Annotated in this window: 16 protein-coding genes; 12 read left to right on the forward strand and 4 right to left on the reverse strand. The window is 62.8% G+C overall.

The genetic code is table 11. The features are described 5' to 3' along the window. The first annotated feature begins 55 nt into the window (after positions 1 to 55). The 4 genes from K3166_RS12190 (at position 56) to K3166_RS13525 (ending at position 3,710) form a co-directional block, all read left to right on the forward strand. Positions 56 to 682 carry a YqiJ family protein gene (locus K3166_RS12190; protein ID WP_221422474.1) on the forward strand — a complete coding sequence of 209 codons (627 nt, stop codon included), beginning with the start codon at positions 56 to 58 and terminating at the stop codon, positions 680 to 682. A gap of 39 nt (positions 683 to 721) precedes the next feature. Next, positions 722 to 2,455: a flotillin family protein gene (locus tag K3166_RS12195; protein WP_425594583.1), complete on the forward strand. Its 1,734-nt coding sequence runs from the start codon at positions 722 to 724 to the stop codon at positions 2,453 to 2,455. Positions 2,456 to 2,542: 87 nt separating this feature from the next. Then, the gene (locus K3166_RS12200) at positions 2,543 to 3,547 is read left to right on the forward strand and encodes an agmatine deiminase family protein (protein WP_221422476.1); all 1,005 of its coding nucleotides are present in this window, start codon (positions 2,543 to 2,545) and stop codon (positions 3,545 to 3,547) included. Positions 3,548 to 3,581: 34 nt separating this feature from the next. Next, positions 3,582 to 3,710 (forward strand): hypothetical protein, encoded by a 129-nt coding sequence (locus K3166_RS13525; RefSeq protein ID WP_282098799.1) that lies wholly within the window; start codon positions 3,582 to 3,584, stop codon positions 3,708 to 3,710. On the opposite strand, the gene K3166_RS12205 is transcribed toward K3166_RS13525, so the two are convergent. The 4 genes from K3166_RS12205 to K3166_RS12220 form a co-directional block, all read right to left on the reverse strand. Further along, a complete protein-coding gene (locus K3166_RS12205; protein ID WP_247714646.1) occupies positions 3,699 to 4,442 on the reverse strand; it encodes a sulfite exporter TauE/SafE family protein in 744 nt (247 codons plus the stop codon). The two genes, K3166_RS13525 and K3166_RS12205, sit on opposite strands and share 12 nt — an antisense overlap. Continuing rightward, complete coding sequence (locus K3166_RS12210; RefSeq protein WP_221422477.1) at positions 4,439 to 5,185, reverse strand: sulfite exporter TauE/SafE family protein; 747 nt, start codon at positions 5,183 to 5,185, stop codon at positions 4,439 to 4,441. Before K3166_RS12210 ends, K3166_RS12205 begins: the two co-directional genes overlap by 4 nt. A gap of 10 nt (positions 5,186 to 5,195) precedes the next feature. Then, positions 5,196 to 7,211 carry a threonine--tRNA ligase gene (thrS, locus tag K3166_RS12215; RefSeq protein ID WP_221422478.1) on the reverse strand — a complete coding sequence of 672 codons (2,016 nt, stop codon included), beginning with the start codon at positions 7,209 to 7,211 and terminating at the stop codon, positions 5,196 to 5,198. 236 nt (positions 7,212 to 7,447) lie between these two features. Further along, positions 7,448 to 9,112, reverse strand: coding sequence for an alkaline phosphatase D family protein (locus K3166_RS12220; protein WP_221422479.1), 1,665 nt, complete (start codon positions 9,110 to 9,112; stop codon positions 7,448 to 7,450). Positions 9,113 to 9,274: 162 nt separating this feature from the next. Between K3166_RS12220 and K3166_RS12225 the strand changes: the two genes are divergently transcribed. The 8 genes from K3166_RS12225 to K3166_RS12260 all read left to right on the forward strand — a co-directional run bounded on the left by K3166_RS12225 (position 9,275) and on the right by K3166_RS12260 (position 15,128). Next, the gene (locus K3166_RS12225; protein WP_221422480.1) at positions 9,275 to 9,460 is read left to right on the forward strand and encodes a hypothetical protein; all 186 of its coding nucleotides are present in this window, start codon (positions 9,275 to 9,277) and stop codon (positions 9,458 to 9,460) included. Continuing rightward, positions 9,457 to 10,062 (forward strand): hypothetical protein, encoded by a 606-nt coding sequence (locus tag K3166_RS12230; RefSeq protein WP_221422481.1) that lies wholly within the window; start codon positions 9,457 to 9,459, stop codon positions 10,060 to 10,062. The genes K3166_RS12225 and K3166_RS12230 overlap by 4 nt, the downstream gene beginning before the upstream one ends. Beyond that, entirely contained in the window at positions 10,059 to 10,250 is a 192-nt protein-coding gene (locus K3166_RS12235) for a helix-turn-helix transcriptional regulator (RefSeq protein WP_221422482.1), read from the forward strand. Before K3166_RS12230 ends, K3166_RS12235 begins: the two co-directional genes overlap by 4 nt. A 97-nt stretch (positions 10,251 to 10,347) precedes the next feature. Next, positions 10,348 to 11,433: a YjgN family protein gene (locus K3166_RS12240; protein ID WP_221422483.1), complete on the forward strand. Its 1,086-nt coding sequence runs from the start codon at positions 10,348 to 10,350 to the stop codon at positions 11,431 to 11,433. Position 11,434: 1 nt separating this feature from the next. Continuing rightward, positions 11,435 to 12,535, forward strand: a complete 1,101-nt coding sequence (locus tag K3166_RS12245; protein ID WP_221422484.1) for a M48 family metallopeptidase — start codon at positions 11,435 to 11,437, stop codon at positions 12,533 to 12,535. A 39-nt stretch (positions 12,536 to 12,574) separates the two neighbouring features. Continuing rightward, entirely contained in the window at positions 12,575 to 13,324 is a 750-nt protein-coding gene (locus tag K3166_RS12250) for an alpha/beta fold hydrolase (RefSeq protein ID WP_221422485.1), read from the forward strand. After that, a complete protein-coding gene (locus tag K3166_RS12255; protein WP_221422486.1) occupies positions 13,321 to 14,157 on the forward strand; it encodes a tetratricopeptide repeat protein in 837 nt (278 codons plus the stop codon). The genes K3166_RS12250 and K3166_RS12255 overlap by 4 nt, the downstream gene beginning before the upstream one ends. Then, positions 14,154 to 15,128, forward strand: coding sequence for an LLM class flavin-dependent oxidoreductase (locus K3166_RS12260; RefSeq protein WP_221422487.1), 975 nt, complete (start codon positions 14,154 to 14,156; stop codon positions 15,126 to 15,128). The genes K3166_RS12255 and K3166_RS12260 overlap by 4 nt, the downstream gene beginning before the upstream one ends. Positions 15,129 to 15,288: the final 160 nt, after the last annotated feature.

Genomic DNA, 15,288 nt, shown 5'->3' on the forward strand with positions numbered 1-15,288 from the left:
ACGCTTTCGGCCTCGGCTGAGAGCGCGGCGTTTTGCGCATTTTAAAGGGGGGATCATGACATTGCTGGAGCCGTACAATTTGCCATTCGCAGGCGCGCTCGCGCTGATGCTGGGTGTGTTCGTGATCCAGTTGCTCGGCTTTCTCGATATCGATTTCGATCTCGACGAGGGCGGCGACGGTGCAATCAGTGCCGGTCCGGTCGACGGGCTGCTAACGCTGCTCGGTCTTGGGCGGATACCTTTCACGATCTGGCTGATCGTGTTCCTGCTGTCGTTCGCGGCTATCGGGGTAAGCATACAGGAATTGTCGGATAGCCTAATTGGCGCGCCGCTCTATCCCTGGCTCGCCGCCCTGTTCGCCGGGGCTGGCGCGCTACCGGTAACAGGCGTTCTTGCCCGCCCGCTGGGGCGCATTGTGCCTCAGGACGAAACCACTGCGGTCAGCACGGCCTCGCTGGTCGGACGCCGCGCGGTGATCACTGATGGTGTTTCGCGTAGCGGTTCGCCTGCACGGGCCCGGGTCAAGGATATTCATGGCCAGCCCCACCACGTGATGGTCGAACCGCACGAAGCAGACAGCGAATTCCACGCAGGGGACGAAATTCTGCTCGTCCGCCGCGATGGAAACACATTTTACGCGACCGCGCTGGCCGAACGCCGCCTGTCGCCCATGACAAAATAAGAAGGAGAGGAAATGGACATTCTATCAAACACGCTGGTGATGGCTGGCGCAGTTATCATCGGCATTCTGGCAATCGGGCTGTTCCTGGCAAAACTGTACCGCCGAGCTTCGAAGGAAGTCGCATTCGTGCGGACCGGTGTCGGCGGGGAAAAAGTTGTCATGAATGGCGGCGCATTGGTCCTGCCCGTGTTCCACGAGACCATGCCGGTCAATATGAACACGCTGGTACTGCCCGTGGTGCGCCGGGATGGAGAGGCTCTGATTACGCTCGACCGCCTGCGGATCGACGTGAAGGCAGAATTCTATGTTCGCGTGAAGCCGGACGGTGATGCAATCGCCATGGCCGCGCAAACGCTTGGCCAGCGCACGATGCAGCCTGAAATGCTCAAGGACCTCGTCGAAGGCAAGTTCGTCGACGCGCTGCGCTCTGTCGCTGCGGGCATGACCATGAACGAGCTGCACGAACAGCGTGCCGACTTCGTCCAGAAGGTTCAGCAAGTGTCCTCCAACGACCTCGCCATGAACGGCCTGGAACTGGAATCGGTCTCGCTTACCGGTCTCGACCAAACCAGCATCGAGCACTTCAACGCCAACAACGCCTTCGATGCCGAAGGTCTCACCAAGCTGACCGAGCAGATCGAGGCGCGCAAGAAACTGCGCAACGACATCGAGCAGGACACGCGCGTCCAGATGGAAACCAAGAACCTGGAAGCCGATACGCGCAGCTTCGAAATCAGCCGCGACAATGAATATGCCCGCCTCGAGCAAGAGCGCGAAGTCGAAATGCGCCGCGCCAAGCAGACCTCGGAAATCGCCCGCGAGCAGGCCGAGCGTAGCCGCGAGGCCGATGCTGCCCGGATCGAAGCCAAGAAGCAGGTCGACGCGCAGCAGATCGAGGCCGACCGCCTCGTGGAAGAGGCGCGGATCGACCAGCAGCGCGCGCTCGAAATTGCCCGGCAGGAGCAACAGATCGCAGTTCAGAACAAGAGCCGCGAAGAGAGCCAGGCCAAGGCCGAAGCCGACGAAGCCCGCGCCAAGGCGGTTGCCGCCGAGGAGCAGGTTGCGACATCCCGCGAAACCGAGATTGCAGAGCGTGACAAGCGCATCCAGCTGATCGAGGCATCGAAGGAGGCCGAACGTGAAGCCATCTCGGTCAAGGTGGAAGCCGAAGCCGAAAAGGACGCTGCGGCCAACCGCGCCGAAGCGCTCCGCCTCGAGGCACAGGGTGAAGCCGAAGCCGAGAAGCTGCGTGCCGAAGCTGCCCGCGTGCGCTTCGAAGTCGAAGCCGCCGGTCAGAAGGCGATCAACGAGGCGGCCAACATCCTGTCCTCGGACCAGATCAGCCTGCAGACCAAGCTGCAGCTGCTCAATGTCCTGCCGGAACTCATCCGGGAAAGCGCCAAGCCGATGGAAGCGATCGATTCGATCAAGATCGTCCAGGTGGACGGTCTTACCCAGAACGGCGGCAGGGGCGCTGGAAGCGGCGCGGCAAGTGCTGGCGGCGGCTCGGGCAACCTTGCTACCGACGCAGTCAGCGCAGCACTGGCGTATCGGGCACAGGCACCGGTTCTCGACGGCCTGATGAAGGAGCTGGGTCTCGACGGATCCTCGCTCGGCGGGCTGGTCAAGGAACCGGCTCTTGAAGGCAGCAGTCCGCGCCTTGCAGAGGTGATGGAAGACATCGCCGAGCAGGTTCAGGAAGTCGAAGCGAAAGCCAGGAAGAAGGCCGATGGCGAAGGCGCCAAAGGCAAGGGCACCCAGCCCGGAGCCTGATAGCTTCAACCACAAACGAGGAGGGGGCGCGTCACTGCGTCCCCTTTTTTATTGCGCGACGACACCGCAAGAGCCTAACCGCGCGGCATGAGCGACACGCCCGACTGGATCATGCCCCCGGAATGGGCCCCGCAAGACTGGCTGTGGATCGGCTTTCCGCACGATCCGCAGGAATGGCCCGAAGTTCTTCCGCGCGCGCAGGAGCAGATTGCTGCCTTTGCCAATGCGGTTGCGGAAAGCGGGCAGGAAGTGCGCCTGCTGGTACGCGGCGGTGCCAATGAGGCCCGCGCCAGGCAATTGGTAACAGCTGGAGTGAAGCTGGAAAGACGCAGCTACGGCGATGTCTGGCTGCGCGATACCGGACCGCTGATCGTTGCAAACCGGGAAGGTGAACAGGCCGCGCGGCGGTTTGGCTTCAACGGCTGGGGCGGCAAATACTTGATGGAAGGCGACCAGACCATCGGGGCCGAACTGGCCAAAGACGAGGCGCTCCCACTCGAAACCGCAGACTGGATATTGGAAGGCGGCGCAATCGACGGCGATGGCACCGGCCTTGTCGCCACGACTGAGCAATGCCTGCTCAACCCCAATCGCAATCCGCAACTGTCGCGGACCCAGATCGAGCGGAGGCTGGGGCGCGATCTCGGCTTTACCCGCGTGTTGTGGCTGGGCGACGGGCTGATCAATGACCATACCGATGGCCATGTCGACAATCTGGCGCGCTTCGTGGCCGCCAATACGATCGTCATTCCGCGTGCCACAGGCAGCGAGGATCCCAATGCGGCAATCTATGTCGATGCCAAACGCCGGGCCGAGCAAGCGGGCGTCACGGTGCGCGAAATCCCATCGCCCGGGCTCGTGTCCAGCGGCGACCATATCGAACCAGCCAGCTATGTGAACTTTGCAATCACCAGCCATCTGGTCGCCGTGCCGACATTTGGCAGCCCGCATGACGCGGATGGCGTGGCAGCCATCGCTGAACTCTTCCCCGACCGCGCAGTCATCGGCCTGCCCGGTGATGCCGTGCTGGCAGGCGGCGGCGGCTTTCACTGCGCCAGCCAGCAAATGCCCTCGCCCGGATGGCGACCTTAACGCTTCGTTAGGATTTCTCCGCGAGAATGGAGCCATGGCAAAAGCTATCGCTCTCGCACGCACGCATGTCCCGGCCGTTCCGGCGGCTGATATCGCGCGGATGGTGATCGTGAGCGGCTGCGCCCTCGCGCTGATCCTCGCCGGACCCGCGCTACCCTACTAACAATTTCCAGACTGCGCCTGCAGCCGCCGTGCCGAGTACGAGCGCGACGCTGACTTGCCATTGCCGCGCCGTAACGCGGCCAAATGCGGCGTGACCCAGCAGGTCGCCGGCAAGGACCGCCGGGAATAGCAGCAATGCCAACGCAACCTCGCGCCACCCCCCGACACCAAGCGCGATAAACAGCGCGGAGGACAGCGGCGTCAGGACGAGGAATATCGCCATCATTGAGGCACGCGCCTCACGTGGGGGCAGCCGTCCGCGCAAATAGAACGGTGCCATCCCGGGTCCGGGCATCCCCGCAAAACCGCCGAAAAAGCCGGTGAAGAAGCCGGACAATCCCATCGCAGGATGGCGCGGCATGGCGATCCTGCCCAGCGGGATCACCACGAGCACGAATGCGCCGAGCGACACGAGCGCGATCAGCAAACGCGCCCAATCCGCGCTCAGCGCGACAAGTGCCCACAGGCCCAGCGGCATACAGGCAATCGCCAGCAGCGTTACCGGGATCGCTGACCGGTCGGCTTCACGCCGGACCCTGCCGATATCGGTGAGGCCGATCAGGAACAGCGAGACATTGCCAACCAGCACCGCCTCTTTCGGCGCAATGGTAAGTGCCAGCACTGGCACCATAACGACCGAGAGGCCGAACCCGGCTAACCCGCGCACGAAACCGGCGACGAGCGCCGTCACGGCAGCAAGGGTCAGCGCGCTGGCAGCTAGGCCTAGGATCATCCGAAAGCTTTCGCCATTGCAGCGATTGCTGCCCCGCCAAGGACCAGCCCTACACACAGCCGCCAGACGCGGTCTTCGATCCTGCCCGACGCTTTGTCGCCCGCCCAATTGCCCAGCAGGATGGCCGGGAACAGCAGTACCGCGAGCCAGGGAAGCTGCCAGTCGAGCACGCCCAGCGCCGCGCCCGACACGAGGCCCGCCGCAGACGCGAGAGTGAACACCAGCATCATCGAAGCCTTGGTCACTTCGCGCGGGATATCGCGGCCGACATAATACGGCACGACCGGCGGGCCGGGCATTCCCGCGTAACCCGTCATCAACCCGCTCAGCAAGCCAACGCCGCTTGTCGTTACCGGCCCATGTGCCAGTGCGCCGCGCCGCGGCAGAAGGACGGCTCCGAAGGCAGACAAAGCGATGAATGCGATCACGATCCGCGCGGCATCGATGCCCGTCACGCTCAGGGCAAACAATCCCAGAGGTGCCCCCACCGCTACCAGGGCAGCGATGATCCAGGCCGATCGCTCTGCCCCGCGCACCAGCCGGCGGATTTGCGACAGGCCGATGAACAGCGACAGGAAATTGGTGAGCAGGACCGCCTCGATCGGCACTAGCGCCAGCGCCAGGATCGGCACGAGGATGATCGCCATGCCGAACCCGGTCAGCCCGCGAATGAAGGCCGAGCCGAACGCCGCCAGCAACGCCGCCGCGATCTGCGCCGTGTCAAATGCGTCGAGCAGCGGCATCTATTCCACGTTAGTCGCGCAGATCCGGCGGGGTGGCTTCGGCCTTGAGCATGGCGATCGCTTCATCGAGCGGCATCACCTTCTGGTGCTGCTGGCCGAGTGTGCGGACCGCGACCGTGCCTTCTTCGGCTTCGCGCATGCCGACAACCAGCAGGTGCGGGATCTTGGCTACGGAATGCTCGCGCACCTTGTAGTTGATCTTCTCGTTGCGCAGATCGCTTTCCACGCGGATGCCTGCTGCCTTGAGCTTCGCTGTTACTTCATTGGCGTAACCGTCGGCGTCCGAAATGATGGTCGCCACAACGGCCTGCGTCGGGGCAAGCCATACAGGCAGGCGGCCTGCGAAATGTTCGATCAGGATGCCGATGAAACGTTCGTAGGAGCCGAAAATTGCGCGGTGCAGCATGACCGGGCGATGCTTGTCGCCGTCTTCCCCGATGTATGTCGCATCGAGGCGGTCGGGCAGCACGCGGTCGCCCTGGATCGTGCCGACCTGCCATGTGCGGCCGATGGCATCTGTCAGGTGCCATTCCAGCTTCGGCGCATAAAACGCGCCTTCGCCGGGCAGCTCTTCCCAGCCATATTCCTCGTTCGCCATGCCCGCTTCGGCAACGGCATCGCGCAGTTCCTGCTCGGCCTTGTCCCAATCCGATTCGCTGCCGAACCGTTTCTCAGGCCGCAGGGCGAGCTTGACGTGGTAGCTGAAACCAAAGTCGCGGTAGACGCTGTCCGCCAGCTTGCAGAAGGCGCGGACTTCTTCGACCACCTGGGCTTCCGTGCAGAAGATGTGTGCATCGTCCTGCGTGAACTGGCGCACGCGCATCAGGCCATGCAGCGCGCCATGCGGTTCGTTGCGGTGGCAGCAGCCCATTTCGCCCAGACGGATCGGCAGGTCGCGGTAAGACGTGATACCCTGCTTGAAGACCAGCACATGGGCCGGGCAGTTCATCGGCTTGATCGCCATCCAGTCGGCATCGGGTGCGACCGAAGGTGCGGCGGGGCCATCGCCCAGCTCGTCCACTTCGGGCACCATGTCGGGCACGGCGAACATGTTCTCGGCATATTTGCCCCAGTGCCCGGATTGCTCCCACTGGCGCACGTCCATCAGCTGCGGCGTCTTGATTTCCTGATAGCCCGAGGCGTCCATCTTGCGGCGCATGTAAGCCTCCAACTCGCGCCAGATCATGTACCCGTTGGGATGCCAGAAGACGCTGCCATGTGCCTCTTCGGCCAGATGGAACAGGTCCATTTCGCGGCCCAGCTTGCGGTGATCGCGCTTGGCGGCTTCTTCAAGCCGCGTGAGGTGCGCGTTCAATTGCTTCTTGTTGAGCCAGCCCGTGCCATAGATGCGTGTCAGCTGCGGATTGTTCTGATCGCCGCGCCAGTATGCGCCGGCCACGCGGGTCAGCTTGAAAGCGTCCGGATCAAGCTTGCCCGTGCTGGCAAGGTGCGGACCGCGGCACATGTCGAGCCAGTCTTCGCCAGAACGGTAAACAGTCAGCTCTTCGCCCTCGGGAAGCTCCCTGGCCCACTCGGCCTTGAAGCTTTCGCCGTCCGCTTCCCATTTCTCGATCAGCTGCTGGCGGCTCCAGACCTCGCGCGTAAGCGGCTTGTCGGCCTTGATGATGCGGCGCATCTCTTCCTCGATCGCAGGAAGATCGTCGATGCTGAACGGGTCGCGCGTGTCGGGGGCTTTCACGTCATAGTAAAAGCCGTCGTCCGTGGCCGGGCCGAACGTGATCTGAGTTCCGGGGAACAGCGATTGCACGGCCTCTGCAAGGACATGCGCGAAATCATGCCGCGCCAGTTCCAGAGCGTCGTCTTCATCGCGCGCGGTGACCAGCGCCAATTCGGCGTCGCCTTCGAAGGGGCGGTTGATGTCCCGCAGTTCGCCGTCGACGCGCGCTGCGATCGCGGCCTTCGCCAGGCCCGGGCCGATAGCGGCCGCGACATCGGCAGGCGTGGAGCCTTCTTCCATTTCACGCACCGAACCATCGGGCAGGCTGATCTTGAGCAGTTCCGTCATGTCACTCGCATTCCGTCTCGTTTCCGGGCGCCCTGCCACAATGGAGCGCGCACCGGAAGGGCGGTGTCACTGTAGCTGCGATTTCGGGAGGCTGACACCGCACCGCCCGAAACCGGGCGGCGGAGCGCTGCGTCAGGCCGCGCGCACCCGCCCCCGGGAACCCGGGGTGGTGGTAGTCGTGGCCGTGAAGCAAGCTTGCATCATGGGAAACGAGATAGCGCCGAGGGGCCGAAAGCTCAACCGATATCGAGTGTCCGCGCCCCGGCGAGGGTAGAGATACGCTTGGTAGCGACCACCCCAGCTCCCTTTTCGCGCACGCTGGACAGGAACCGGTATTCGCTGGTGGCACGGGTGGGTGTAAGTTCGACCGCCATGTAGCCGCGCCGCGCGGAATCCATCCACTTCAGCTCGGGGTTGCGCTGGACCAGAGCGCCCGCAACGTCATCGGGCGCAATCTGCGGAAGAAACCCTTCGAAACCCGGCGAGCTGACCGACTGACCGCCAAATTCCACGCCAACCTGCTGATCGCAATGAGCAAGGTCGAAAGCCCACGCATTGTGCGTGTCGCCGGCCAGGCTGACGAGATTGGCATCGGCGGCAAGCGCGGCCTCGTAGAGGCGCTCGCGCGCGGCTGGATAGCCGTCCCACGCATCCATGTTCAGCGGCAATCCGGCGCGTGAAGCGATGGCGCCCGCCACAATGCGGCGCATGATGAAATCGGGAAGTCCATCGGGCAGGCTGTCGGTAAGCGAAGTTGCCGAGGCCGTTTTGCCCATCAACACCTGCTGGACAAGCACCTGCCACGTCGTTCCGCCCTTGCTGGACCGCATAAGCCCGTCAGCCAGCCAGGCCTGCTGGTCTTGGCCCAGCACTTCGCGAGAGGGGTCGCGGTATGTCTCTTCGCGGAACGCGGTCAGCGCTGCGACACCCTGTTCGGGGGAAGTCATCCCGCGCAGCAGCTTGCCGTAATCGAATTGCTCGGAGCGGGCCGACAGCCGCGTTTCCAGGCGGAACAGGGTGGCCAGATCGCCGACTTCATAAGCGGCCCAGGGCGCGTCCGAAACGGGCATCCATTCGCGGTAGGCGCGGATTGCCGCGGCCTTGCGCACACTCCATTCGCCTTCGCTATCGGGCTGATGGTTCTGCGCGCCGTCCTTCCAGCTGTCGTTCGCGCTTTCGTGATCGTCCCAGCCGCAGATCATCGGATAGACCTGGTGGAGACGCCTCAGGTCCGGATCGCTGCGATACTGGGCATAGCGCGCCCGGTAATCGGCCAGCGCAATGATCTCTGACGCCGGGTCGAGCGAGGCACGGTCGCCCAGCCATTCTCCTTCCGACGGATAGGTGCCGGGACCATATTCGTAGAAATAGTCGCCGAGGTGCAGGGCGCAGTCGAACTCGTTCGTACCGGCGGCATGAGCATATGCGTTGAACCAGCCGAACCCGATGTTCGAACAGGAAAACACCGCCATGCGCCAGCGCGAGGTCGGGCCTTCCGGCAAGGTGCGGGTGCGTCCGATGTCGGAAACTTCCCCGCCGGGTGCGACGAAGCGATAGTAATACCAGCGCCCCGGTTTGAGGTCTTCTACCCACGGTTTCACACAGCCATCATTTGCCGGGCTCGCCACAGTTTCGCCCGCCGCATGAGGGGACGCAAACGACGTGGTCTCGCTGATTTCCCACACGAGACGGGTTTCCCGGTCGGCCGCAAAGCGCGTCCACAGCAGCACCCGCTCCCGTCCCGGCTCTCCGCTCGCCACACCGTGGGTGAAACCACCCTTGCTGACTGTGGCCGAAAGTGGCGTTGCCGCCAGACCCAAACCGAGCGCCCCGCCCTTGAGCAGGTTCCGCCGGTCGAGCGGCAGTATCGGTGAAATTGCAGGCGGCTGGGTTTGGGTCATGCGGCAAGTCCTCTCTCTCACGCCATGACTGCGCCGGATGGCAGGAGAATGACAAGTCTCTCGATAAATTATGACAAGCACCCGCTCCACTTTGGAAAGCTCACTTGACATCTAAGAATTGATATGACAAATGTCCTTTACACCAAGAAAAGGAGACTTGTCATGAAACAGATCCACGCAAGCCTGTTGCTCGCAGCATCGATCATTGGAATTGCGCTGCTGGCCGTGGCCGGCATCGTTCCACAGGAGGCAGCGCAAATTGCGCCCTTTCTCCTCCTCGCCCTGTTCCCCGGTGCTTGGCTGCATCGTGATCGTTCCTGCAGTCTTCTGAAGCGGGTGCGGCCATGAATGCGCAGCAGAAAGCCGGTTTCACGAAATCGGTCCCGTTCTGGACCGGCCTGACCTTCGCGGCATTTGGCGCGGTCATGGGCCTGGCGCTGACCGACGCGATCAATACATCGACTACGCTGATTTTGATGATTGTCCCGGCTGCCCTGTTCTTTCAGGCGATGCGGGTTGCAGGAAACAAATCAGCGTGCGGGGCGAAGGGCGAGGCGCAGCGCCGCTATATCAAGCGCGTCGCGATCTTCAGCTCGGCATATCTGCTGGTCTTCGCGTTTCAGGTCATGGTGCTGAAGGATACCGATCCGCCCATCGCCATGCGCGCCGGACTGGCGGTGCTGCCGGGACTGGCGCTGATCGGCATCTTCTGGGCAATTGGCCGCCTCATCATCGAGGAGACCGATGAATTCATGCGCATGCTGATCGTCCGGCAGGCACTGATTGCCACTGCCCTGGCGCTGAGCTTCGCCACGATCTGGGGTTTTCTCGAGGCATCCAACGTGGTGCCGCATATCGATGCCTACTGGTTCGCGGTATCCTGGTTCTTCGGCCAATTCGTGGGCGCGGCATCCAACAAGATCAGTTACGGTTCGTGGGGCGCACTGTGAAGAACCGCCTCAAGATCCTCCGCGCCGAACGCGACTGGAGCCAGCAACATCTCGCCGACCTGCTCGAAGTCAGCCGCCAGTCGGTCAATGCAATCGAAACCGGCCGGTATGATCCTTCCCTACCGTTGGCGTTTCGAATCGCCGATGTCTTCGAGACACAAATAGAAGAGATATTCCTACGCGGCTGATACCCGCGCTTGACTTGTGACCTCCCCGCTTTGAAGAATGCGAATTCGACGGGTGTTCAATTCAATTATTTAAGGACCGGGGGGTCGCAACCTTAATATGGAACAGACTGATATCGAGGCGGAAAGCGCCTTCGGTTTCGATGGCACGTGGCAGGAATTCGCGAAGATCGCATTTCCCAACCTCTTGCTGACCATCGTGACGTTGGGAATTTACCGTTTCTGGGCAACCACGCGCGAACGGCAATATCTGTGGGCGCACAGCCGCTTCGTCGATGAACGGCTTGAATGGACCGGCACCGGCAAAGAGCTGTTTATCGGTTTCCTGCTGGTCCTCGTTCTCTTCGTCTTGCCGCTGTCGATGTTCAGCTTTGTCCAGCAAGCACTGATCGCGCGCGGCTACGAAGCCGTTGCGGCTGCCTCCACATTTGCCCTGTTTATCGGCATCCTGTTCCTGACCGGCCTCGCCCGGTTCCGTGCGCTTCGCTACCGCCTTTCGCGCACCCGGTGGCGCGGGATCCGCGGGGGGAGCAATGATCAGGGCTTCGGTTATGGCTTTTCATACTCCTGGAAGACCATTGTCAGTTATCTGACGATTGGCCTGCTTTTTCCGTGGTCGATGACCAGCCTGTGGAACGAGCGCATGAGAAAGATGAGCTTCGGCCCGCACGAATTCGATGCGAATGCGGAAAGCGCCAATGTGTTTGCGCGCTTCCTGCTGTTCTACCTGTCGCCGTTCATCTTCTTCATCGGCGCACTGGTCGCCGGCGCGACCGGCGCCTTGGCGGGCTATGGAATTGGCGGAGAAGATGGCGCGGCGATTGGCGGAATTGCGATGATTGTCGGCCTGGTGCTGTTCTTCTACCTCGGCCTGGGACTGATCGCCGTTGCATTCTACGCCAAATTCTACCGCGAAGTCGTCGGCGCAACGAGCTGGGGCGATTTGCGGTTCAGCTTCGAAGCATCGACGATGGACTGGGTGAAGCTGCTTATCGGCGATGTCCTGCTCGTAGTGTTCACACTGGGCATCGGCTTCATCTTCCTGAGCTATCGTCACTGGAAATTCTTCATGACGCACATGGAAGCCGGCGGCGAAATCCTGCTCGACGATCTGACGCAGTCGACCACGGCGACCGCCAAGCACGGCGAAGGTCTCCTCGACGCATTCGATATCGGCGCCATCTGACATGCATGACGATGCCTTCCAACTCGCTGCGCAGTGGTACGATGGCCACAATGCGGTCCGCCACGAGGGCGTGGCCGTGTGGGATGGAGGGCAATCTCTCAGTCTCACCTCGCCGACCAGTGTCATGGACGTGCCTTTCGGCGACTTGACCTGGGGCGAGGAGCGGGGCGGAGAGAAGGTCTATCGCAGGACGAGCGAACCGGATTTCCGGCTCATCCTTCCGTCCGACATTCCGCCCGGTATCGCGGCGCACCTGCCTGCCAAGGCCACCTACGGCGCCTGGGTGGACAAGCTGGGCCTCGGCAAGGCGGCGGCGGCCTTTGCAGCCGTCAGCATTGCCGCGGTTGCCCTGTTCATGACGGCACCCGAATGGCTCGGCCCCCGCGTGCCCGTCAGTTGGGAGCGCAATCTGGGCGATGCCATGATCGGCGATTTCGGCGGGCGCATGTGCAGCACGCCTGCCGGAGATGCGGCGATGGCCAAATTGCTCGACGCGGTTGATCCGGCAGAAGAACAGGTCCGCGCAAACGTAGCCAATATCGACATGGTCAATGCGGTCGCCGTCCCGGGAGGGCGGGTGATGCTGTTCGACGGGCTCGTCCAGCAAGCAGAAACACCGGAAGAGCTCGCGGGCGTCCTGGGCCATGAAGTCGGCCATGTCCGCGAACGTCACGTGATGACCGCTTTGCTGCGCCAGTTTGGCCTCTCGATCCTGCTGTCAGGCGCGAATTCGGGTGTCGGCGACACTGTCTTCGGCCTCGCCTCGATGGGCTATTCCCGCGATGCCGAGCGCGAGGCGGATATATATTCGCGCGCCCGGATGGCGGAAAGCGACGTCTCGCCGTTGGGCGCGGCGGCATTCTTCGAACGGCTCGGCGGGAAAAGCAGCAGCGATGACGACGAAGATGGCGACGACGCAGATGCCGAGGACAGCGTGGTCGGCTGGATCGCCAGCCATCCGGGCCCCGGTGAACGTGCCCGCGCCTATCGCAAGGCCGCTGAGGGCAAGAGCTTCAAGCCGGTCCTGACCAATGAGGAATTCGAAGCGATCAAGTCGATGTGCGCCGAAGACCCGGACGTTGAAGAGTTCGAATTCTTCTAGGCTTGCATTGAAGGGCGCGCGGCGCGACAGCATTGCACCATGAGCCAGACGCAGTTCCACGCAATGCCCGACGGGCGCAAGATCGCCTACCGCTTCTCCGAAGGGAGCGGGCCGACGCTGGTATTCCTTCCGGGCTATATGTCCGACATGGAGGGCGGCAAAGCGACCGCGCTGTTCGATTGGAGTGAGGGTCAGGGCCGCGCCTGCCTGCTGCTCGACTATTCCGGATGCGGCGCAAGCGAAGGCGACTTTGCCGACGGCACCCTCTCCCGCTGGCGTGACGAGGTGATTGCCCTGATCGAGGCCAGGACCAAGGGCGAGATCGTCGTTATCGGCTCGTCGATGGGCGGCTGGCTGATGTTGCTGGTCGGCCTTGCGCTGGGAGACAGGCTGGCGGGCATCGTCGGCATCGCGTCTGCGCCTGACTTCACGGACTGGGGGCGAACGGCCGAAGACAAGGCAAGACTGTCAGAAGGCGAAACTGTCCTAGACGAAAATCCATATGGACCAGAGCCTACGCCCATGCATTCCGGTTTCTGGATCGACGGCCAGGACCAGCGGCTGCTGGCCGGCGAAATTGCGATCGATGCACCCGTCCGCCTCCTTCACGGCAAGAAGGATGCCGATGTGCCTTGGGAAATCAGCGAGAAGCTGGCGGCAGCGCTACGTTCGGATGCCGTTCAACTCACTTATATCAAGGATGGCGATCACCGCCTTTCGCGGCCGCAGGATATTGCACTGCTGCTGCGGACAGTTGGCGGCCTGCTCGAAGATCTGGATAGCCAATGACTTTGCTCACCGCCTCTCTTGCCCTGCTCTTGATGCAGGTCGGACCCAATCCCAGTACCGGCGCCATGCCGGGAATTCCCGAGGAACTGGCCGACCGCCCGCCGCGCGAAGGCGCTGCCGATCCGGTCGCGCCAGCGCGTCTCGGCTCATGCCTCAGGCAGGCAGCGAACACGCCGCAGGCTGCGCTCGATTATGCGCAGGCGTGGCGCGAGACTGCATCGACTGATCTCGAAATGGCGCAGTCCTCCCACTGCCTCGGACTCGCGCTGGTCCAGTTGGGACGGCTGAGCGAGGCCCGCGAGATCTTTGAACTCGCAAGCGCTGAGGCTCCTGTCGATAATCTCGCCTATTCGGCGCGCCTGACAGCAATGGCAGGCAATGCGGCGTTATCGCAGCAAGATCTCGACAGCGCGCTGGACCTGCTCGACCGGGCAGGCGGGAAAGCGCTGGCGGCTGGTGACGGTGCGCTGGCCGCCGACCTGCGCGTCGACCTTGCCCGCGTCCTTGTCCGGCTTGATCGCCCTGAAGATGCAGCCGCTGCCCTGACCGAAGCGCGAGAGGCCGATGGTGATGATCCCCAGGCCTGGCTGCTTTCCGCAACGCTATCGCGCCGCCTGTCGCGTCTGGGCGAGGCGGAGGAACAGATTGAACGTGCCGCCCTGCTGTCTCCGCGAAGCGCGCAGGTCGGGCTGGAAGCGGGAGTGATTGCAGCACTGTCAGGCCGCGAATTCGATGCGCGTGGCAGCTTCAATTCAGTGCTCGAAGTTGCACCGGACAGCCCGCAAGCCGAACAGGCGCGCACGTACCTCAGCCAGCTAGACGCAAGCGAATGACCGCTTATTCCGTCCTCGATCTGGTTCCTGTCCGCGAAGGCGGGACGCTGCCCGAAGCCTTCTCTGCCGCCGCCGCGTTGGCCCAGGCAGCCGAACGAGCAGGCTGCAATCGCTATTGGGTCGCAGAGCATCACGCGATGGAAGGTGTAGCCGGCGGCGCCGTTTCGGTCGTGCTGGCCCATATTGGCAACGCAACCAGCACGATCCGGATCGGATCGGGCGGGATCATGCTGCCCAACCACACTCCCTTCCAGATCGCCGAACAGTTCGGCACTCTCGATGCGCTGTTCCCCGGTAGGGTGGATCTTGGCCTTGGGCGAGCGCCGGGGGCCGGGCCGGAACTACAGCGAGCGCTGCGCAAGGATCTCCACCGCGCGGCGGAAATGTTTCCGCAGGATGTCGCCGAATTGCAGGCCTTCATGGCAGGGGGGACCTCCATCCACCCTACTCCGGGGCTGGGGGCAAAGCCGGAATTCTGGATGCTGGGCTCGAGCCTGTTCGGCGCGCAGCTGGCGGCCCGGCTGGGCATGGCATACGCCTTCGCCAGCCATTTTGCACCGGACCATCTCGATAGCGCGCTGGAAGTTTATCGCCGTAATTTCCAGCCGTCCGAGGCGCTGGAAAAACCATATGTGATGGCGGCGATGAACCTATTTTGTGCAGACAGCGAAACCGAGGCGGAAACTCTGGCGACATCGCAAATGCAAGCCTTCGTGGCGCTGCGCACGGGCACCCCGTCGAAGTTGAAACCACCAATCGCGGGATACCGTGACCAACTGCCCCCGGCGGCGCAGGCCATGCTTGCGCACATCGGCCAGGCCAGTGCCATCGGCACCCCTGCTCAATGCGCATCGACGATCCGCGCTTTCACCGAACGGACAGGTGCCGACGAGATCATTTTCGCGGGACCCACGTACGATCCGCAAGCGCGCATAGCCTCGCTCGAAAGCGTGATGTCCGCGCTGGCTTAAAAACCCTTCTTGGACGCTACGGCACCTAAGCGCGCATACGTTTGCAAAATTCCTTTTCGCGAGCCTTGCGGGGGCGCTTCAACAGGCCTAATCGCGCTGCGAACGGGTAACGCCCGAAGATGCAATATTACTCGGCTGCGAAATGATCGCACGCCTTAAG

It is taken from the genome of Qipengyuania psychrotolerans (genome assembly GCF_019711355.1).
GTDB lineage: Bacteria > Pseudomonadota > Alphaproteobacteria > Sphingomonadales > Sphingomonadaceae > Qipengyuania > Qipengyuania psychrotolerans.